The 20,063-nt window shown below is 61.9% G+C and carries 19 protein-coding genes; 11 read left to right on the top strand and 8 right to left on the bottom strand.

Translation table 11 applies throughout. The features are described 5' to 3' along the window. Positions 1-32: 32 nt before the first annotated feature. Together P9292_RS39430 and P9292_RS39425 are read left to right on the top strand one after the other, a co-directional pair. The gene (locus P9292_RS39430) at positions 33-440 is read left to right on the top strand and encodes a hypothetical protein (protein ID WP_309965032.1); all 408 of its coding nucleotides are present in this window, start codon (positions 33-35) and stop codon (positions 438-440) included. Between the two features lie 388 nt (positions 441-828). Next, entirely contained in the window at positions 829-2,505 is a 1,677-nt protein-coding gene (locus P9292_RS39425; RefSeq protein WP_244831443.1) for an ABC-F family ATP-binding cassette domain-containing protein, read from the top strand. Positions 2,506-2,507: 2 nt separating this feature from the next. Here P9292_RS39425 and argC read toward each other — a convergent pair whose 3' ends face one another. Further along, positions 2,508-3,446, bottom strand: a complete 939-nt coding sequence (gene argC, locus P9292_RS39420) for an N-acetyl-gamma-glutamyl-phosphate reductase (RefSeq protein ID WP_309965028.1) — start codon at positions 3,444-3,446, stop codon at positions 2,508-2,510. Between the two features lie 123 nt (positions 3,447-3,569). Here argC and P9292_RS39415 point away from each other — a divergent pair, with 123 nt between their 5' ends. Continuing rightward, positions 3,570-4,454 carry a LysR family transcriptional regulator gene (locus P9292_RS39415; protein WP_250528235.1) on the top strand — a complete coding sequence of 295 codons (885 nt, stop codon included), beginning with the start codon at positions 3,570-3,572 and terminating at the stop codon, positions 4,452-4,454. Positions 4,455-4,504: 50 nt separating this feature from the next. On the opposite strand, the gene P9292_RS39410 is transcribed toward P9292_RS39415, so the two are convergent. After that, positions 4,505-4,678 (bottom strand): Flp family type IVb pilin, encoded by a 174-nt coding sequence (locus P9292_RS39410; protein WP_244831949.1) that lies wholly within the window; start codon positions 4,676-4,678, stop codon positions 4,505-4,507. Between the two features lie 663 nt (positions 4,679-5,341). Between P9292_RS39410 and P9292_RS39405 the strand changes: the two genes are divergently transcribed. Both P9292_RS39405 and P9292_RS39400 read left to right on the top strand, forming a co-directional pair. Further along, positions 5,342-6,127: an SDR family oxidoreductase gene (locus tag P9292_RS39405; protein WP_309845815.1), complete on the top strand. Its 786-nt coding sequence runs from the start codon at positions 5,342-5,344 to the stop codon at positions 6,125-6,127. Between the two features lie 85 nt (positions 6,128-6,212). Further along, positions 6,213-7,547 carry an MFS transporter gene (locus P9292_RS39400; RefSeq protein WP_244831439.1) on the top strand — a complete coding sequence of 445 codons (1,335 nt, stop codon included), beginning with the start codon at positions 6,213-6,215 and terminating at the stop codon, positions 7,545-7,547. Between the two features lie 91 nt (positions 7,548-7,638). On the opposite strand, the gene P9292_RS43390 is transcribed toward P9292_RS39400, so the two are convergent. Continuing rightward, positions 7,639-7,806, bottom strand: coding sequence for a LysR family transcriptional regulator (locus P9292_RS43390; protein WP_409015530.1), 168 nt, complete (start codon positions 7,804-7,806; stop codon positions 7,639-7,641). Positions 7,807-8,144: 338 nt separating this feature from the next. Here P9292_RS43390 and P9292_RS39390 point away from each other — a divergent pair, with 338 nt between their 5' ends. From P9292_RS39390 to P9292_RS39365, 6 genes are all read left to right on the top strand, one after another. Then, positions 8,145-8,906, top strand: a complete 762-nt coding sequence (locus P9292_RS39390) for an enoyl-CoA hydratase/isomerase family protein (RefSeq protein WP_250469541.1) — start codon at positions 8,145-8,147, stop codon at positions 8,904-8,906. Between the two features lie 54 nt (positions 8,907-8,960). Continuing rightward, entirely contained in the window at positions 8,961-10,022 is a 1,062-nt protein-coding gene (locus tag P9292_RS39385) for an ABC transporter substrate-binding protein (RefSeq protein WP_250469540.1), read from the top strand. A gap of 10 nt (positions 10,023-10,032) precedes the next feature. Then, positions 10,033-11,094: an ABC transporter ATP-binding protein gene (locus tag P9292_RS39380; RefSeq protein ID WP_309965023.1), complete on the top strand. Its 1,062-nt coding sequence runs from the start codon at positions 10,033-10,035 to the stop codon at positions 11,092-11,094. Between the two features lie 10 nt (positions 11,095-11,104). Beyond that, positions 11,105-12,886 carry an ABC transporter permease subunit gene (locus tag P9292_RS39375; RefSeq protein WP_250469538.1) on the top strand — a complete coding sequence of 594 codons (1,782 nt, stop codon included), beginning with the start codon at positions 11,105-11,107 and terminating at the stop codon, positions 12,884-12,886. A gap of 57 nt (positions 12,887-12,943) precedes the next feature. Further along, on the top strand, positions 12,944-14,485 hold the full coding sequence (locus P9292_RS39370; protein WP_309965020.1) for an AMP-binding protein: 1,542 nt from the start codon (positions 12,944-12,946) through the stop codon (positions 14,483-14,485). A gap of 73 nt (positions 14,486-14,558) precedes the next feature. After that, entirely contained in the window at positions 14,559-15,401 is an 843-nt protein-coding gene (locus P9292_RS39365) for an IclR family transcriptional regulator (RefSeq protein ID WP_250494786.1), read from the top strand. Between the two features lie 86 nt (positions 15,402-15,487). Here P9292_RS39365 and P9292_RS39360 read toward each other — a convergent pair whose 3' ends face one another. The 5 genes from P9292_RS39360 to P9292_RS39340 are packed head-to-tail and all read right to left on the bottom strand — an operon-like array spanning position 15,488 to position 19,935. Further along, positions 15,488-16,888: a formimidoylglutamate deiminase gene (locus P9292_RS39360; RefSeq protein WP_309965017.1), complete on the bottom strand. Its 1,401-nt coding sequence runs from the start codon at positions 16,886-16,888 to the stop codon at positions 15,488-15,490. Between the two features lie 36 nt (positions 16,889-16,924). Then, entirely contained in the window at positions 16,925-17,689 is a 765-nt protein-coding gene (locus tag P9292_RS39355) for an amino acid ABC transporter ATP-binding protein (RefSeq protein WP_309965014.1), read from the bottom strand. Further along, positions 17,686-18,354 carry an amino acid ABC transporter permease gene (locus tag P9292_RS39350; protein ID WP_250469534.1) on the bottom strand — a complete coding sequence of 223 codons (669 nt, stop codon included), beginning with the start codon at positions 18,352-18,354 and terminating at the stop codon, positions 17,686-17,688. Before P9292_RS39350 ends, P9292_RS39355 begins: the two co-directional genes overlap by 4 nt. Before the next feature lie 17 nt (positions 18,355-18,371). Then, positions 18,372-19,145 carry a transporter substrate-binding domain-containing protein gene (locus P9292_RS39345; RefSeq protein ID WP_244831435.1) on the bottom strand — a complete coding sequence of 258 codons (774 nt, stop codon included), beginning with the start codon at positions 19,143-19,145 and terminating at the stop codon, positions 18,372-18,374. 40 nt (positions 19,146-19,185) lie between these two features. Next, positions 19,186-19,935: an IclR family transcriptional regulator gene (locus tag P9292_RS39340; protein ID WP_309965011.1), complete on the bottom strand. Its 750-nt coding sequence runs from the start codon at positions 19,933-19,935 to the stop codon at positions 19,186-19,188. Between the last annotated feature and the right edge of the window lie 128 nt (positions 19,936-20,063).

Genomic DNA, 20,063 nt, shown 5'->3' with positions numbered 1-20,063 from the left:
ATGAAACTTTACGCGATTCATCCGGAAATGACATGTCCGGACACGTCGAGATCGAAACCGGACGGCTCGCTTTATGTCGTTCCAGGGTTTTAACGAGTAGGTCGGACTATGCGATGTACTTGGGCATCGACGGTGGGCAGTTTTCGCATCTGGAAAATGCAGGCCGCTTGTCGCCGGTACACGACGAATCGAGGCAGCCGCGCGGCGCACCAATTAAATTGCGCCTCTCAAAACTTGAAGGCGAAAAAAAACCCGCGAAAATCGCGGGTAATAGCACTGATGGGCCGTCTCGGCTCTCTACCAGTGAACCGCACCGAACGACGAGCCAGCATTTCCTGCTCTTCTCGATCAGTCGTTATCGGCCCTCGGGTTCAAACGAAGATTATCCAGATCAACTTGCGAGAAGGTCGCATTTACACCACACGGTTTGGATATTTTAACTATATAGGTAGTATGTTCCGACTAAGCCACTTTTCTTGGAGCGATTAGCCAGAGATCGCGAGTGATTTGCTTGAGCGTCAGTGTAGAAGTGGGTAATTCATGGCGCTCAACCGTAAAAAAAGCCCATACGTGTTATTAATGAGCGCCCGCAATGCGAATTTCTTTTAAGGCATGATGCGAACGGACGTGTTGAATTACCCGCACGTCAGGCCATATTTTCAATGGCTTGCACCTTTGGAGTGAATGACAAGCGCTAACGGGGACATTTCGCGAAAATCGTGACATCGATTGAATATCGCGCGCGATCCGAGACTCGCATGTTCATAAAAAAGCAGGCTTGGCGCGCTCGGTCGGCTATCATGCCTATCCTCTCCGAAGTAGCTCTCTATGATTTCCGTCCGTAATGTCACGCTACGCCGTGGCGTCAATGTCGTACTCGACTCCGCGTCCGTCACCTTCACCCCCGGCGAAAAGATCGGCCTCGTAGGGCGCAATGGCGCCGGCAAGTCGTCCTTCTTCGGCCTTCTCAATGGCACGCTGCACGAGGACAGTGGCGAGTTTTCGATTCCTGCTGCCTGGAAGATGGGCCAGGTCGCGCAGGAGATGCCGGAGACCGAGCAGAGCGCGACCGACTTCGTAATTGAAGGCGACACCGTGTTGCTGGCCGCGCAGATCGAAGTCGCCGCCGCGGAGACCGACGACGATGGCATGCGCATGGCGCACGCCTACATGGCCCTTCACGACGCCGGTGCGCACGATGCCCCCGCGCGTGCCCAAGCGCTGATCCTGGGGCTCGGTTTCAGTGCTGCGCAACTTAGCCAGCCGGTCAATAGTTTTTCCGGCGGCTGGCGCATGCGGCTGCAACTGGCGCGCGCGCTCATGTGTCCGTCCGACTTGCTGTTGCTCGACGAACCGACCAATCACCTGGACCTCGACGCGCTGGTCTGGCTGGAGGCGTGGCTCAAGCGTTATCAGGGAACCTTGGTCGTGATCAGCCACGATCGCGAATTCCTCGATGCGGTCACGCAGGTAACGGTCCACGTCGATAACGCCAAGCTCGTGCGTTACGGCGGCAACTACAGCAAATTCGAAGACATGCGCGCCGAGCAGATGGCGTTGCAGCAGGCCTCGATGGCCAAGCAGGCGGACAAGATCGCCCACCTGCAGAAGTTCATCGACCGATTCAAGGCAACGGCTTCGAAGGCGAAGCAGGCGCAGAGCCGGGTCAAGGCGCTCGAACGCATGGAGAAGATCGCGCCCGTGCTCGCCGACGCAGAGTTCAACTTCGAGTTCAAGGAGCCACTCAACGTCCCGAACCCGTTGTTGTCGATGCTGGACGCGACCTTCGGCTACCCGGCGCCGAGCGATGCCGAGCCCGGCACGCCGCCGACGGTCATCGTGCGAGGCATCAACCGGTCGGTGCTGGCCGGACAGCGCATTGGTATTCTCGGTGCCAACGGCCAGGGTAAGTCCACGCTGGTGAAGACGGTGGCGCACGAACTCGCGCCGATTGCGGGCGAAATCAGCGAAGGCAAGGGCCTGAACATCGGCTACTTTGCGCAGCAAGAACTCGACGTGCTGCGTCCTCTCGACACGCCGCTGGAACACATGATCCGCCTTGCCAAGGACACGCCCGCGAACATGCGTGCGCCCGGCCAAAGTGGCACCGAACAATCGCTTCGCACGTTCCTAGGTACTTTCAACTTCAGTGGCGACATGGTGCATCAGGCAGTCGGCACGATGAGCGGCGGCGAAAAGGCGCGGCTCGTGCTGTGCATGATCGTATGGCAGCGTCCTAACCTGCTGCTGCTCGACGAGCCTACGAACCACCTCGACCTGGCCACACGCGAAGCGCTAGGCATGGCACTCAACGAATTCGAAGGCACGGTGATGTTGGTCAGTCATGACCGGTCCCTGCTGCGCGCGGTATGCGACGAGTTCTGGCTCGTGACCAAGGGCGGCGTCGAACCCTTCGACGGCGATCTGGACGATTACCAGCAGTTCCTGCGCGACGAAGCACGTCGCATGCGCGAGGCCGCTGGAGAGCAAAAGGTCATCGCCTGAGTTCACCCTTGGCATTGCCGCGTAAGCATCAGGTTCAGGTTCTGGACCGCAGCGCCGGATGCCCCTTTGCCAAGGTTGTCGAACACCGCGGACAGCAGAACCTGCCCGTGTTCCACGTTGGAAAATACGCTCAGGTGCATGTCGTTCGTACCGTTCAGCGCCTGAGGATCGAGATGCCGCAAAACGCTCGATTCATGCGGCGGCAAGACATGCACGTGGGCCGCGTCCGCATAGTGGCGCGCGAGGCAAGCGTGTAACGTGGCGCCATCCACGTCGGATGCGAGCAGCCGCAACTCCAACGGCACCGTCAGCACAATGCCCTGGCGAAACGCACCATACGCAGGCACGAAAATCGGGCGCTGCGCGAGTCCGGCATGCGCCTGGATCTCCGGCGTGTGCTTGTGCGCGAGCTCCAGACCATATACCTGGAATGAAGGCGCGTTGACGGCATCTTTACCTTCGTGTTTCTCCACGCCGGCACGACCGCGTCCCGAGTAGCCGGATACCGCATGAATGCTGACAGGATAGCCGCCTGGTATCAGTCCGGCCTGCAACAGCGGACGCAGCAAGCCAATTGCCCCTGTCGGATAGCAGCCGGGATTGGTGACGCGACGGGCGCTTGCGATGCGATCGGCTTGTCCTGCCGTCATCTCCGGAAAGCCGTATGTCCAGCCCGGCTGTATGCGGTGGGCCGAACTCGCGTCGATGACTCTGACGGCAGGATTGACGATAGCGTCCACTGCCTCGCGTGCGGCGGCATCGGGCAGGCAAAGAATTGCAATGTCGCAGGCGTTGATGGCTTCCGCGCGACGGCGTGCGTCTTTGCGTTCTTCGGCGGCAAGCGTGAACAGCGTGATGTCGGTCCGATCACGCAGCCGTTCGTGGATTTGCAATCCGGTGGTGCCTTGGTCGCCATCGATGAAAACAATGGGGGCGCTCATACGCGGGATACTCCGAGTGGTGGTAACGAGCAGAACGAGCGCCTATGTTCATCCAATCGTTAGAATAAGAAAATTCGAATTTCATGACTTGAACATTCAACTTTTCTGAATTTGGACGCCAATATGCGAGAGATCAGCCTTGACCGTTTGCGCACTCTCATCGCGGTTGCCGAGCGGGGCTCATTTGCCGATGCAGCGCGCGCTCTGCATCTGGCGCCTCCGACGGTCAGTTTGCATGTCGCTGAACTCGAAGACCGCATTGGGGCGCCGCTCTTGTCACGCAAGCGCGGGCAGGTCAGGCCATCGGCAATAGGAGAGTTGCTGGTGGAACGCGCGCGTCGGCTGCTGGCCGATGCGGAGCAGGCGTTGGACGATATCGAACGCCAGGTGCAGGGACTCGAAGGGCGGGTGCGGCTCGGTGCGTCGACTGGCGTGATCGCGCACTTGTTGCCGCAAGCGCTCGACGTGTTGCGCCAGCACAATCCCGCAATCGATATTCAGCTTGCGGTGCTCACGTCGCATGAAACGCTGTCCCAATTGGCGGATGGGAGACTGGATGTCGGGCTGGTCGCGCTGCCTCAACTCCCCGTGGCCGGACTCGTGATAAAGCCTTGGCGCCGCGACCCGGTGATGGCGTTCGTGCCCGCGCATTGGCGTTGTCCCGCCCGTGTCACGCCTGATTGGCTGGCCGCTCGGCCTCTCATATTGAATGATGCGACTACGCGTCTCTCGCGTCTGACAGCGGAGTGGTTTGCGACGGCGGGTCATCATCCGACGCCGCGCATTCAGCTGAACTACAACGACGCGATCAAGAGTCTCGTGGCGGCAGGTTACGGCGCGGCGCTTCTGCCGCATGAGGCCACGACGCCATCGCCCGACGGACGCGTCGTCATGCGTCCGCTGCGCCCGGCATTGTGGCGTCGGCTAGGCATTGCACACCGTGTGGGGCACGTTGAGCGCACCACTCGACAGGTACTCGATGTCTTGTGGGATCTACGACTAGCCTAGCGTTGCCGGGTCGAGGCTCACGAAACTCCCGAAGAGAACGCCGCCCACGCTCAGTGGATCGTAGAGAGCTTGGTCGTGATGGCGGAAAAGGTGGTCGACAGTTGAGTGGCGACGCCGCTGACGGACGTCATGATGCCGAGCGCAAGTACGCCGGCGATCAGGCCATATTCAATCGCGGTAATGCCGCGCGTATCCTTGAGATAGCGCTTGAAGAAGTGCGTCATGATTTGATCCTCGGGTTCAACGTTGTGGTGTCTTTGCCCGGTGTACCGATTGGTCGTCTGCATCGGTAGTCGTCTCTCTCAGTTGACGAATCCGAAGGTTTTGAATGCGCAGAAGCTTCATCGTGTACCCGGGCCTACGGTTCAGGCTCTGGGTATGAAGCGTCGCTTGAGCGCACAGTGCCTGATGCGATGCTCCATGTATCCAATAACGGCTCCCGGCGATAGAACATGAATGAGCGAGAGGGGATTTGTTCCGCCGTGGCGTCGGGGGCGCACCTTTTTACCGAAACCGCGGTTGCGCAAGCTGGCTCGTAATCGATATGCGAGCCGCCGAACCATTCTTTTCGAAACGATACGGTCGTACTACGCACATTCCCTTATGCGCAAGGGCGATTGTGACGAAGCAGGGAAGTTCTCGATTCGGATTACGGGGTGGTTGCCGCCTCGGGAACGCAGACGGGGACTGGCTCTCGCGCCGAATGGGCCGTCATCTGCAGTGTGAATCGACAGCGTCCGGTATAACGCAAAGTCATACCGCTATCAAAAAGTCTCAGTACCCGGCCTGTAAAGTTTTCGCTAGATTCACTGCAAAGTCATAAGTGCCTATCCATGCCGGATAAACCGCTCCGGGCCAACCGCAGACGAGAACAAACAGAAGCCGTCATGACTCGACACGACACAGAGAAGACATTGCGCGTAGCCATCGTCACGGGAGCAGGCAGCGGTATTGGTCGGGCAACGGTGCACGCGCTCGCGAACGATGGCTGGTGTGTCGCGCTCGCCGGACGTCGGCAAGAGGCGCTCGACGCGGTCATTCGAGACTACGAGCAACACGTTCCCGAATCCGCCAGCAAGTTGATGGCCATTGCCACCGATGTCACCGACTCGGCATCGGTACAACGTCTCTTCGACACGGTGCAGGAGCGCTACGGTCGCCTCGATCTGCTTTTCAACAACGCGGGAGTGGGCGTGGAAGGCGTGTCGGTCGAGGATCTTTCGATAGAGCGCTTTCGCACGATGCTCGATATCAATGTGATCGGCACGCTTTTGTGCACGCAAGCCGCCTTTCGCCGGATGCGTGCAAATAACCCGCCAGGCGGCCGGGTCATCAACAACGGCTCCTTGTCGGCGCATACGCCGCGTCTTCATTCCGCGGATTACACGGCAAGCAAGCACGCAGTCAGTGGCTTGACGAAGGCCTGCGCGCTGGACGGGCGCAAGTACGACATCGCGGTCTGTCAGATCGATTTCGGCAACGTTCTGACAGAGATGGCCGCAGGAATGGCCGGTGGCGTTCTTCAGGCAAACGGCGAGCGAGCGCCGGAGCCGACGATGGACTTGGCGCATGCGGCGCAATCCGTCGCTTACATGGCAAGCATGCCGCCCGGCGCGAACGTGCAGTTCATGACGGTGATGGCAACCAAGATGCCGTTCATAGGACGCGGCTAGACAATCGGGCGAGCGCAGCGTGTACTGGTTGATTGGAAACCGGTGCCCCGCAATTAGAAGACAAAACAAATCGATGGAGACAGGTATGCTCGAAACGCTGACCGAAATACCGGAGATGGATACCGCTGCCGAGGCGCACCTCTTCAATAAAGTAACCCGACGTATCGTTCCCTTGATCCTCGCCTGCTTCGTGGTTGCGTACCTCGATCGCGTGAACATCAGTTTCGCCAAGCTGCAAATGCAGGCCCAACTCGGCTTCAGCGACGCCGCGTACGGCTTTGGCGCAAGCGTGTTCTTCGTCGGTTATTTGCTGTTCGAGATTCCAAGTAACGCGATCATGGTGCGCACCGGTGCGCGACGCTGGATCGCGCGCATCATGATTTCGTGGGGCATCGCGTCGGCGGCAATGATGTTCGTGCGCGACGAAACCTGGTTCTATATCCTGCGCTTTCTCCTCGGCGCACTCGAAGCCGGGTTCGTGCCGGGCGTGCTCTACTTCTACACGCAGTGGTTTCCCGCCGAACGGCGCGGTCGCGTGAACTCGTATTTTTTCGGGGCGATTGCACTGTGCGGAATCATCGGTGGCCCGATTTCCGGCGGCATCCTAAAGTTCTTCGATGGCTTGAACGGCATGCCCGGCTGGCAGTGGCTGTTTTTGCTCGAAGGTTTGCCGTCGGTTCTGCTCGGCATCGTGGTGCTGATCGTGCTCGATGACCGGATGGAAGACGCCAAGTGGCTGACGCCTGCGGAGAAGACGCTTCTTGCCTCGATCCTCTCGCGCGACCGCAAGGTCGACAGCACGCATTCGTTCCTCGTTGCGCTGCGCTGGCCTGTGATCTATCTGTTCTCACTGATCTATTTCGGGCTGTGCATGGGGATCTACGGCTTCCTCTTCTGGATGCCGCAACTGGTGAAGAGCGCGGGCACGAGCGACCCGCTCATCATCGGTCTGATCACGATGATTCCCTATCTCGCGGCAATGGCTGGCACGGTGCTCATCAGTCATAGTTCGGACCGTACCGGTGAGCGGCGCTGGCATCTGGCCGGCTGCGCGATCGCGGCGGCACTCGGCTATCTGATCAGCGCCACATGGCCCGGCCATACGGTGTTGCTCGTGCTCGGCCTCAGCATCTCCGCTACGGGTGTCATCGCTTCGTTCGGCATTTTCTGGATGTTCCCGGCCAGAATGCTGACGGGTGCCGCGGCGGCAGCCGGGCTTGCGTTGATCAACTCGCTTGGACAGTTCGGCGGCATCGTTGCGCCTTATATGGTCGGCAAGGTCAAGGACCTGCTGGGGAGCCCGTCGATGGGACTCTATGCAATCGCCGTGGTGTGCGCGATTACGGCTGTGCTCATCGCGTGGGGATTGCCCCGGAAGATTCGGTTCCGCGATGTCGTGGTAGCGCGAGGACAAAACTAAAAAATACGGCGCGAGGCGTGGGAACCTGGAAAGTGGTCCACGCCTCGTTCCCACGCGAGCCGCTCACTGCGTCAAGCGATCCATCCATCATCTAGCCGCCAGCATCCCGAGTCGTATTGGCGACTGCTCCGGCGCGCGTGCAAATAAAGCGCTGACCGGCTTCCGCCGGCGCGAGCCCTCGTGTCGAACGCAGCGGCAGACGCGCGCCTAGACGTTCCGCCATTTGCGCAACCGTCTTCGCTACGGCCGGCTGCTCCAACTTCTTCTGGCGCGCGGCGCCGGAGAGGGAGCCCGCGTTGACAACCCCTAAGAACGTCTGAGTCGCTGCGGGCCATGTCGGTCGCGGATATCGCCTGCGACACCGCGCGCGGTCAGTACGCGGCGGGCGCGGTTCATCGCCGCCATGCGGGCCATGCGCATTCTGCGGGCAGAGCGGTTAGCGAGAACGCCGTGTTGCGATGCGTTGACCAACGGCTCAACGCCTAAGTGCAAGCGTCTCTCGGCAACCGGCCGCAGTCCATCTCGTAAACCCGCTTGCATCGTAATTTTGATCAGCCTATATTGCCATTCACCATCAACTATTGCGATGCGATAATTATGAGTGAAGACGTCCTGTTTTCCAGTCATGGCCGCGTGGCGGTCATTACGCTGAATCGTCCCGAGCGCCTCAACGCGTGGACCACGCCGATGCGCAACAAGATCATCGACGCGCTCGATCGCTACAACGACGACGATCAGGTCGCCGCGATCATCATGACCGGCGCCGGCAACCGCGCATTTTCGGCGGGGCAGGATCTGTCGGAAGCGCACGACTTCGACGGCGAGCGCGCCGTGGAATGGGTCAAGGAATGGCAGCGCTACTACGCCGCGCTGCGCGGCCTTCAGAAGCCGCTCGTCATGGCGCTCAACGGCACGGCCGCCGGCTCGGCATTTCAGGTCGCGCTGCTCGGCGACATTCGCGTCGGTCATCCGGGCGTGCGCATGGGTCAGCCGGAAATCAACGCGGGTATCGCCAGCACCACAGGTCCGTGGATCATGAACTCGATGCTCGGCATGTCGCGAACCATCGAACTCACGCTCACCGGTCGCCTGATGGACGCGGAGGAGTGTCACCGCATCGGTCTCATGCATCACCTCGTGCCGGAAGAAAAGGTGTTCGAGAAGGCGCTCGAAATCGCCACCGAACTCGCGGACAAGCCACCGGTCGCCATGCGTCTGGACAAGCAGCGTTTTCGCGAGATGACGGAGCCGGGTTTCGTCGATTGCATCGAAGCGGGCATGCGCATTCAGCGCGAAGCGTACGACTCCGGGGAGCCGGCTCGCATGATGGAAGCGTTCTTCAAAAAGCGCGCCAAATAAATCGGGCTGAAGCCGAGCCGTTCCTTTTCAATCCCTGTGCGGGAGACCTGAAACATGACGCAAGACTTCAACCCGACGCGACGCCGCGCCCTGCAAGGCGCGCTTGCGCTAGCCGTAACTGGCGCAATGCCGCTTGCAGCACGCGCGCAGAGTAAGCAGATCGTGGTGTCGGACCCGGGCGGCCCGTACACGACGGCGTATCGCGAGGCCTTCTACGATCCGTTCGAGAAAGCCACCGGCATCAAGGTGGTGAGCGTCGCGCGCGAATCGCAACCGGTGGCGCAGTTCGCGGCGATGGTGCAAACCAAGAACTACGTGTGGGACGTGACCACGCTCACGTTGTCCGCCGACATTCCGTATCTCGAGTCGAAAGGGCTGCTCGAACCGATCGGGCTGAAGGCGAGCGACTTCCCGGACATCATGCCCGAGGCGATCACGCCGAACTGGCTTGGTGTGGACGTGTATTCGACGGTGCTTGCCTATCGCGCCGACAAGTTCAAGGACAACGGCCCGAAGTCGTGGGCGGATTTCTGGGACGTGAAGAAATTTCCCGGCCGCCGCTGCCTGCGGCGCAGTCCGCTTGACACGCTGGAGCAGGCGCTGCTGGCCGACGGCGTGCCGCTCGACAAGCTCTATCCGCTTGATGTTGATCGCGCCTTCAAGAGTCTCGACAAGATCAAGCCGCATATCGCCATCTGGTGGACCTCGGGCGCGCAGGCCATGCAGGCGATCCAGAGCGGCGACGTCGACATGATCTCGACCTGGAATGGCCGCGCGCAAGCCGCGAAGGATTCGGGCGCGCCGGTCAACATCGTGTGGAATCAGGGCCTGTATTCCATCGAGGGCTGGGGCATTCCGAAGGGCACGCCGCGCGCCGATGCAGCCAGGCAGTTCGTGCGCTTTTGCGCCGATGCGAAGCGCCAGGCCGCGCTCACCCGCACGCTGGCTTACGGACCGACCAACAAGAAGTCGTTCGAGACCATCGACAAGGAGCGTGCCGCGCTGTTGCCGACGGCGCCGGAAAACATCAAGGACATGAAGCTGCCGAGTCCGCAATGGTGGGAAGAGAATCGCCAGAAGGTCACCGAGCGGTTCAATTCGTGGATCATTTCGTAAGGAGCGGAAGATGAGCTCGAAACTCGAGGCAATCGGCATCGCGAAGCGTTATGGCGACGCCATCGCGCTGGAAGCGACGGACCTCGCCGTGCAGGCGGGCGAGTTCCTGACGCTGCTCGGTCCCTCGGGTTCGGGCAAGACCACGTTGTTGCAGATGATCTCCGGGCTCGTTGCGCCGAGCGCGGGGCGTATCGAGATAGATGGCCGCGACGTGACGCATGTCGAGCCGGGCAAGCGCGGCATCGGCATGGTGTTTCAGAGCTATGCGCTCTTTCCGCACATGAGCGTGTGGGACAACGTCGCATACGGTCTGCGCATGCGGCGCAAGTCGCGCGAGGACGTGCGCGCCGCCGTGGACGACGCGCTCGCCATGGTGCGCATGACCGAATACGCCAAGCGCTTTCCGAAGGAACTGTCGGGCGGCCAGCAGCAGCGTATCGCGCTGGCGCGATGCTTTGCGTATCGTCCGTCGGTGATCTTGCTGGACGAGCCGCTCGGCGCGCTGGACAAGAAGCTGCGCGAGCATATGCAGTCGGAAATCCGCCGTCTGCACAAAGAGCTTGGCGCGACCTTCGTCTACGTCACGCACGATCAGGACGAAGCGCTCACGCTTTCGGACCGCATCTGCCTCATGAATCAGGCGCGCATCGAACAGGTAGGCACGCCCGCCGATCTCTACGACCGCCCGGCGACGCGATTCGCGGCGGGCTTCATCGGTCACTCGAATCTGCTGGAAGGCGCGCTCGACGACACGCGCGGCAAGGGCGGCGAGCCCATTCTGCTTGCCGCCGGCGGACGCATTCCCTTGCCGATGAACGCGCAAGTCGCACCGTCGACGCGCCACACGCTGTTGCTGCGTCCCGAGGCGCCGCGCCTCGTGGAACCGAAGAGCGGCTTCATCGACGGCACCATCGCCGATGTCGTTTTCTTCGGCAGCGATACGCGCGTGCAACTCGCCATGAACGACGGCAGCGAGATCACGGTGCGCTGCGAGCGCAGCCTGTCGCCACGCATCGGTGAAAGGGTGGGCCTCGTGTGGGACCCGTATCGCACCACGTTGCTGCACGGCTGAGGACGCGCATATGACCATCGCACTTCACGCGCAACGCGAGAACGAAGGCTCGCGGCGCGGCCGGTCCGTGTGGACCGCGCGCACGTTGCGCATCCTGCCTATCGTGCCGACCTTGTTGTTCCTGCTGGTGTTCTTCATCGTGCCGGTCGGCGAGATTCTGCAAGGCGGACTCGTCGGCGCGGACGGGCAATACGGTTTCTCGCAGTTCGAACGCATCGCGCGCACGCCGGTTTATGCCAAGGTATTGTGGATTACGTTCGGCATCTCGTTCATGACGGCGGCGTTGTCCATTCTGCTTGGCTATCCGGTTGCGTACATGTTGAGCCGTCTGTCGGAACGCGTGCGCGAACGCTGGCTGTTGTGGATCATGCTGCCGTTCTGGACCAGCTACCTTGTCAAAACCTATGCGTGGATGCTGCTGCTCTCCAAGACCGGCGTGCTGTCGACCATCGCGCTGTCGCTCGGTCTCGTGCGGGAAACGAGCGGTACGATTCCGTCGCTGACCGGCGTCCTGATCGGCATGGTGCATTCCATGATGCCGCTCGCCGTGATGACCATGCTACCTGTGATGCGCGGTATCGACGACCGTCTGACACAAGCCGCCGAAACGCTCGGCGCGCAACGCAGCATGAGCTTTTTCACGGTGTTTCTGCCCTTGTCGTCGCCGGGTGTCGCGGCGGCGGGATTGCTCGTGTTCATCTCGAGTCTCGGCTTCTTCATCGTGCCGGCGCTGCTTGGATCGCCGAAGGAAACGATGATCGCGCAACTCGTGATCTCGTCCGTGCTCGAACTCTTCGACATGCGGTTCGCCGGCGCGCTCTCGACCGTGCTGCTCGTCTGCTCGATCGTGATCTTCTTCGTCTATGACCGCATGGTCGGCCTGACTTCGCTCACGGGCGAAGTCACCGAGCGTTCGCGCGGCTCGCGGGCGCAAGGCATCAAGCTCGCCGTTCTGATGCTGGCCGGCCGCCTCTTCGCGCCGTTTCTCATGCGCCGCAATCCGCATGCGGATACCGCCGCGCGCGCAGCCAGTCCGCTCGGCGTCTACACCTGCGCGATCATGGTGGTGCTGGTCGCGCCGGTGCTGTCGGTGATTCCGTACGCGTTCACGAAGAGCGACTACATCGCGTTCCCGCCGAAGCTTTTCAGCGGCAAGTGGTTCGGCACCTTCATGGATTCGCCCGTGTGGCACAGCGCGATCATCCGATCGTTCGAAGTGGGATTCGGCACCGCGGTGTTGTCGCTGCTGCTCGGCTTCGGCGCGACGCTCGCGATGACGCGCATGCCGCGCCGCGCCAGCAAACCGGTGTTCGCGCTGCTGGTCGCGCCGTTGATCGTGCCGCGTATCGTGGTGGCGGTCGGGCTCCTGTATCTGTTCGGACGCTTCGGGCTGACGGGCACCAACCTCGGGCTCGTGATCGGGCATACGGTGCTCGCTATTCCCTACGTAGTGGTGACGCTTGCCGCCGGCTTCCAGCGCTTCGACTGGCGTCTGGACGATGCCGCGCGGGTCATGGGCGCATCGCCGCTGCGGCGTATCACGTCGATCGTGCTGCCGCTTCTGATGGCGAGCGTGACGGCGGCGTTCCTGTTCGCATTTCTGGTTTCCTTCGACGATCTCACCATTGCGATCTTCGTGAGCGGCGGCATCAACTCGACGCTACCCAAACAGATGTGGGACGACATCCAATTGGCCGTGACGCCCACGCTCGCGGCGGTATCGACCACGCTGATCGTGCTGATCGCGCTGGTGGTGGCGGTGTCGTCGTGGATCAAGCGCCGCGCGCGCTGATTTCGACACCATTCAGCGACACCCAGCCATAAAAGCAGTCCATAACCCGATTCGAACATGCATCGTTATTCAGAATACTTTGGCCACCGGCACGCGAACGACGAACTCGATTGCGCGCCGCTCCTCGCGGCCGGATTGCGCGCCACGCCTGCGCGCACCGTCGTGCACTTCGACGATCATGCAATCTCGTGCGTGGACGCCTCGCGTCATATCGTGCAATTGCAACGCTGGTTCGCGGGTCAGGGGCTCGTGCCGGGCGATCGCGTCGCGGTGATGCTCGGCAACAGTCCCGAACACATCCATCTGATTTACGCACTCGTGTTGAGCGGCCTCGTCTGGGTGCCGGTGAACATCAAGTTGCGCGCGTCGGGTCTCGAATATCTGCTGCAACATGCGGAACCGAAACTCTTCGTCATCGACGGCGAGTTCGACGCGATCACGGCATCGATCGACTGCGGCATGTCCAAACGCACGCGCCTGCCCGCGTTCGATGCGGCGGATATGAACGCCGCGTTCGCCACGCCGGCGATCCCCGTCGACGCGCCGTTGTGCATCATCTATACATCCGGCACGACGGGCGCGCCGAAGGGCGTCGTGTTTACGCATCGCATGATGCGCATTGCGAGTGAAGCGGCGTTGCGTGTCGCCGACGTGCGCGAGGGAGACCGCCTGTTCCTGTGGGAGCCGCTGTGCCACATCGGCGGCGCGCAGATGCTGTTGCTGCCGTTCCTCGAACCGGTGACACTGCATGCGGTGCCGCGCTTCTCGGCTTCGCAGTTTTGGCCGCAAGTGGAGCGTGCGGGCGCGACGCAACTGCATTACCTTGGCGGCGTGCTCGATATCCTGATGCAGTTGCCCGAAGCCGCGCAGCCTTCAGCGCATTCGTTGCGCGTGGCGTGGGGCGCGGGCGTGAGCGCGTCTGCGTGGGAGCCGATACAAACGCGCCTCAAGGTGCGTCTGCGGGAGTGCTACGGCATGACGGAGTGTTCCAGCTTCGCTACCGCGAACGTTACCGGCAAGCCGGGGTCCATCGGCCGCGCGCTGCCGTGGCTCGATATCGAATTGCTCGATGAACACGGCCAGCCGGTGCCGCCAGGCGAGGCGGGTGAGATCGTGCTGTCGAGCAAAGTGGAAGGGACCTTTTTTCCAGCGTATCTGAAGAATCCCGAGGCGACGAAATCTGCGCTTCGCAACGGCAAATTGCACACGGGCGATCGCGCGCGCCGCGACGCCGATGGCGATCTGTATTTCGTCGGCCGGCAGACGGACAGCATGCGTGTGCGCGGCGAGAACGTGTCGGCATGGGAGATCGAACGCGTTTTCGCGACGCATCCGGCGGTGCGGTTGAGCGCTGCGATGGGCGTGGCGTCGGCGGTCGGCGAGCAGGACATTCTGCTCAACGTGCAGTTCAAGGACGAGCCGGTGGACTGGGAAACGCTGCACTTATGGGCGCGAGAGCGCCTCGCGAGTTTTCAGTTGCCGCGTTATTACCGCGCGGTGCCGGGCTTCGAACTGACGGCGAGCGAACGCATCAAGAAGCATCTGCTGTCGCGCAGCGTGGAAGACGCGTGGGATTGGCTGGCCAGCGTGAAAGCCTGAGGAGTTATCGCATTCAGATAGGGTAATAGGGCTATGCGATAATTTTGCCATCGACGACAAAAGCATACGAGAGATGAGCGACGAGTCCAAAGCCCCGCGAAAACGCAAGAACGCCGCCGCGAAAGGGGCGGGCGAGGCGGTGGACGCAACTGCGTCGTCGCTGTACGTGCAGTCCGTCGAAAAGGCCATGAAGGTGCTCACGGCTTTCGACGGTAGCAAGCGGCAGTTGTCGCTTTCGGAAATCTCGGCCATCACGGGCTTCGACATGAGCGCGACGCAGCGCTTCAGTTTTACGCTGGCGGCGCTCGGCTATCTGTTCAAGGACCCCGACAGCCGCAAGTACGAACTGTCGCCGCGGCTGCTGGACTTCACCTATCACTACCTCACGTCGAACGATCTCGTGAGCCGCGCCACGCCGTATCTGCAGCAACTCGGATCGGAGACGGAAGAGGCCACCAATCTCACCGTGCTGGACGACACGGACATCGTTTTCGTGCTGCGCATCGTGAGCCGCAACGTGTTCAACGCGCACGTCATCACCGGCTCGCGGTTGCCGGCTTATTGCACGGCGCCCGGTCTCTCGATCCTCGCCACGCTCGCGGACGGCGAGATCGACGACATTCTCTCGCGTACCAACCTCGTGCCCTATACGGCCTCCACGGTGTATCAGCCGCGCAAGATCAAGGAGCGTGTTGCACAGATTCGCAAGCAGGGCTATGCGCACACGGAGGACGAATATTTCGTCAGCGACATCTCCACTGCGGCCGCCATCACCAATGCGCACGGCCGAGGCATCGGCGCGGTGAACATTGCGGTGGCGCGTTCGCGCTGGCAGGCCGATCGCGACGAAAAGCGCTTCGCGGATCTCGTCATTTCCACGGCGTCCGCCATTTCCACGCGCAGGCGCATCGAATAAGCCGCAACGGATACGTTCGACGCCGCTTGGAGCGCGACGATCGGCACGCCCTCCAACGACCGGCACGACAGCGATACTGTGTAGATTCAAGCGCCGGCAAAAAGCCGCGCAAGCGCCGCACGATAGTCGCGATAATGCCGCGCTTCATCGCGATGCCGACGCTCACGGATCACGCACTCGCCGCCAACGAACACATCGCGCACGGGCGATTCGCCGTGTTCGCAGAATACGACGGAAGAGAGCCACGTCGCGCTCGTCTGTTCCGCGAGATTCGGATGATCGGCGTCGAGCACAATCCAGTCCGCGCGCGCCCCCGGCATGAGCGCGCCGACTGCGCGGCCGGTCGCGCATGCGCCGCCTTCGAGGGCGTCGCGAAACAGGCGATCGGCAACCTGCGCCGTTTCGTGCGATGCCAGCACGTTACGCTGCCGCCGCGACAGACGCTGGCCATATTCGAGCAGTCGCAGTTCCGCGCGCCAGTCCACGCCGACATGACTATCCGAGCCGATACCGAAAGCGCCGCCTGCGTCGAGGTATTCGTTCGCGGGGAAAATCCCGTCGCCGAGATTCGCTTCGGTGGTGAGGCACAGGCCCGCAATGGCGCCGCTTTTCGCGAGCGCAGCGGTTTCGCTGGCGTCGATATGCGTCGCATGCACGAGGCACCAGCGCGCGTTCACGTCGAAACGATCCAGCAGCCATTGCACGGGCCGCGCGCCCAGCGCGGCAAGCGAAGCATCCACTTCCGCTGTTTGCTCCGCGATGTGGATATGAACCGGCGCGTCAGGCGAGATGTCGTTCAACGCTTCGATGACGACGCGCAGAGACGCCTCCGACACCGCGCGCAGCGAATGCGGCGCGACGCCGTATCGCAGCGCGCCGTGTTCGGGTCGGGCATGACGCAACGCGGCTAGCAGATCGAGATAGCCTTCGGTGGTATTGACGAAGCGCCGCTGATCGTCGCGAGGCGGCTCTTCGCCGAAGCCGCTGAACTGATAGAGCACCGGCAGCATCGTCATGCCGATGCCGGTTTCGCTCGCCGCATCCACCACGCGTTGCGCAAGCTCGGCGGGGTTTGCATGGCGCGTTCCATCCTCCGCGTGATGCACGTAATGGAACTCGCAGACGGACGTGTAACCAGCCTTGAGCATCTCGACATACAGCCAGCGCGCAATGGCGCCGAGCGTCTCGGGCGTGATGCGCGCGGCGAAGCGATACATCAGTTCCCGCCAGCTCCAGAAACTGTCGGTCGGGTTCGCGCGAAACTCGGTGAGTCCGGCCATCGCGCGCTGAAACGCGTGCGAATGAAGATTCGGCATGCCGGGAATGACCGGTCCGGCGGCGCGCGCGACGTCGGCGGGCGCATCGCGCTTATCGGGTGTGACCGCCACGAGCGTACCTGTGGCGTCCCATTCGAGCAGCACGTCGGTGCGCCAGCCTTCGGGCAATAGCGCATGCGCCGCAAAGAGTGATTTCGTGCGTGTATTCATGAGCGGACTACTCGGTATCGGGCATCGGTGAAACATTCACGCACGCGACAAAACCGCTTGCAGGAACGAGCGTGTACGAGGCTGCGTGGGTGTCGAAAAGATTTGCGAGGGCGGGCCCGCCTCGACGATCTCGCCGCCATCCATCACGACGACGACATCCGCCACTTCTCTCGCAAAGCCCATCTCATGCGTGACGACGAGCATGGTCATGCCTTCGGCGGCGAGCAGCTTCATCACCTGAAGCACTTCGCCGACGAGTTCGGGATCGAGCGCGGACGTGGGTTCGTCGAAGAGCATGACGCGCGGTTGCATGGCCAGCGCCCGCGCAATGGCGACGCGCTGCTTCTGGCCGCCCGACAAACTCGCGGGCATGGCATGCGCCTTGTGTTCGAGGCCGACTTTCCTGAGCAGGCCGAGCGCGGCCGTTTCGGCATCTGCCTTCGATGCACCGCGCAACATCCGCGGTCCCACGGTAATGTTGTGCAGCACCGAAAGATGCGGGAACGGGTTGAACGACTGAAACACCATGCCCACTTCCGTGCGCAATGCATTCAGCGCGCGCTCCTTGAGCATGGTTCCCTGATCGACGAGACGATGCCCGCAAATGTCGATGGTTCCGCGCTCGGGCTGCTCCAGACCGTTGCAGCAGCGCAGAAACGTGCTCTTGCCGGAGCCGCTTGGCCCGATCACCACGACAACTTGACTCGGCTCTATATCGAAGTCGATACCGTTCAATACGCGATGCGTCCCGAACGACTTGGTGAGATCGCGAATGCTGAGAATGGGTTGGGCGCTGTTCATTGCACCATGCCTCCTGCGCGCAGCCGTCGTTCCACGCGATGAAGAATGTAGTTCGTCGTCTGCGTCAGCACGAGATAGACGAGCGCGACGACGAGATACACCTCCAGCGACCGGTACGACACGCTGATGATCTTCTGTGCTTCGTGCATGAGATCGTCGATGGTCAGAAGCGACACCAGCGCCGAGTTCTTGATGAGCGCGATGAACTCGTTGCCGAGCGGCGGAATCATGCGCACGACGGCTTGCGGAAGAATGATCGCGCGCATGGCCTGACCTGCCGACATGCCGATGGAGCGCGCAGCTTCCATCTGTCCACGATCCACCGATTGAATCGCGCCACGCACGACCTCCGACACGTAGGCCGCGGAATACAGGCCGAGCCCGAGCATGCCGCACACGAAGGCAGGCAGCAGGATATTGAACTGCGGCAGGCCGAAGAACAGCAGAAACAGTTGCACGAGCAAGGGCGTGCCGCGAAAGAAGATCAGATATCCGGTGCAGAAGCCGTAGACGATGCGCCGCTGCGGCGAGAGCCGGCCGATGCCGATCAGAAGTCCGAGCAGGCACGAAAGCACGAGCGCGGCGGCGGTCACTTCCACCGTGACGAGCGCGCCATGCGCCAGATCGTCCCAACCGGCGAAGGCTGGCGTGAAGTCGAGTTGCATGGCTCAGGTCCGCCGGCTTACTTCGCGCTTGCCGTCGTGCCGGCGCTCGCGCTGAACCACTTCTTCACGATCGCGTCGTAGGTGCCGTCCGCCTTGATCTTGGCGAGCGCGGCGTTCATCTGATCGCGCAATTGCGGCTCGTCCTTGCGCACCGCGATGCCATATGCCTCGGTCGTCAGCTCCTTGTCCAGCACGCGAAAGCCGGGGCGCGTGCGCGCGAACTGGAATGCGGCGGGCTTGCCCGTGACGGCGGCATCCGCGCGGCCGATGCCGACCAGATCGAACATCTCCTGATTCTTTTCCACTTCCACTCGCTGCACTTGCGGATAGTTGTCGCGCAGGAAGTTGACCGATTTCGTGCCGACTTGCACCGTCACTTTCTTGCCGTTGAGATCGGCGAGCGTCTTGATCGGCGAATCCGCCTTGACCAGTGCGGACAGGCCGCCCGCGAAGTACGACTGGGTGAAGTCGATCACCTGGGCGCGTTCCGGCGTAATGTAGATGCCGGAGATGGCTGCATCGAAACGATGGGCGACGAGGCCCGGAACCAGTCCCTTGAAGTCGATATCGGTCCACTGAATCTGCTTGCCCATGCTCTTGGCGAGCGCGTTCATGATGTCGATATCGAAGCCGGTGCGCTGACCCTTGTCGACGAACTCCATCGGCGGGAAGGTAGCGTCCGTGGCGACGTTCAAAACGTTCGAGTCTTGCGCGGCCGCGGCGCCAGGCAGCGCGGCAATCATCATGGCGATACCGAAACTCGCGGCGGAAAGCAGGTTCTTGATTTTCATGGCGTGGCTCCAGGGGTGTGGTCTGTCGTTGATTGGCGGTTCAGGCGGCCTGCAGCCGCGCGGATATGGCATTGGCGGCGCGCACGGTCCAGTCCGCGAGTTGCTGCTCCCGGCCTGCCGCGCGCGAGGAGGGCGCCATCAGCGTGATCGATGCGCTCGCGCCCGCGCTGCGCGACGCGCGCCGGAACACGGGCGCGCTTACGCCCCATACGCCGGGATCGACTTCGCTTTCGCTCACCGCGAAGCCGCGCGAGCGAATGCGCTCCAGTTCGGTTTCGAGGGCGGCGCGGGTGGCATCGTCGTTGGCGAACAGACGCTCCAGCGTCTCGGCGCGCAGTTTGTCGGCCATGAAGGCGAGCAGCGACTTGGCGGATGCGCCCGAGCGCAACGGCACCGAGCGTCCCTTTTCGAAAGAGCAGCGCAACGACTGCGTGCTCTCGATCATTTCGAGGCAGATCACCTGATCGTTCACGGCGACGATCAGGCCGACGCTTTCCTGCGTGGCGTTCGCGAGCTTCAGCATGCCTTCGCGGCTCGCTTCGACCAGCAGCGAATTGACGTCGAAGCCGAGCGCGAGTTGAAGACTGATCGGGCCGGGCGCGTAAAAACCGGCGTCCTCGGCGACGAAGCCCCAGCGTTTGAGCAACGCCACTTGCCGATAAAGCGTGCTCTGCGCGAGACCGGTGGCGGCGAGTATGTCCTTCGCGGACATGGCCTTGCCGTGGCTAGCGAGCGCGGTCAGCACGAGCAGCAAGCGCTCGGCGCCGGTGACGTTAGATTCCCGTTTCACTGTGATGTCCAGCCGGAAAGGCGATGTCGATGAGCGCAGAATGCCACATCGCTCCCGGCGGACAAAAAAGGGATTCCCAGCGATTGGGAATGAAGGTGAGGTTTTAGTCGAACGAAAGGGGGTCATGC

This window comes from Caballeronia sp. LZ001 (genome assembly GCF_031450875.1).
Lineage (GTDB): Bacteria > Pseudomonadota > Gammaproteobacteria > Burkholderiales > Burkholderiaceae > Caballeronia.
Note: the sequence above shows the minus strand (reverse complement) of the source record. Positions and strands in the feature narration are given on the sequence as shown.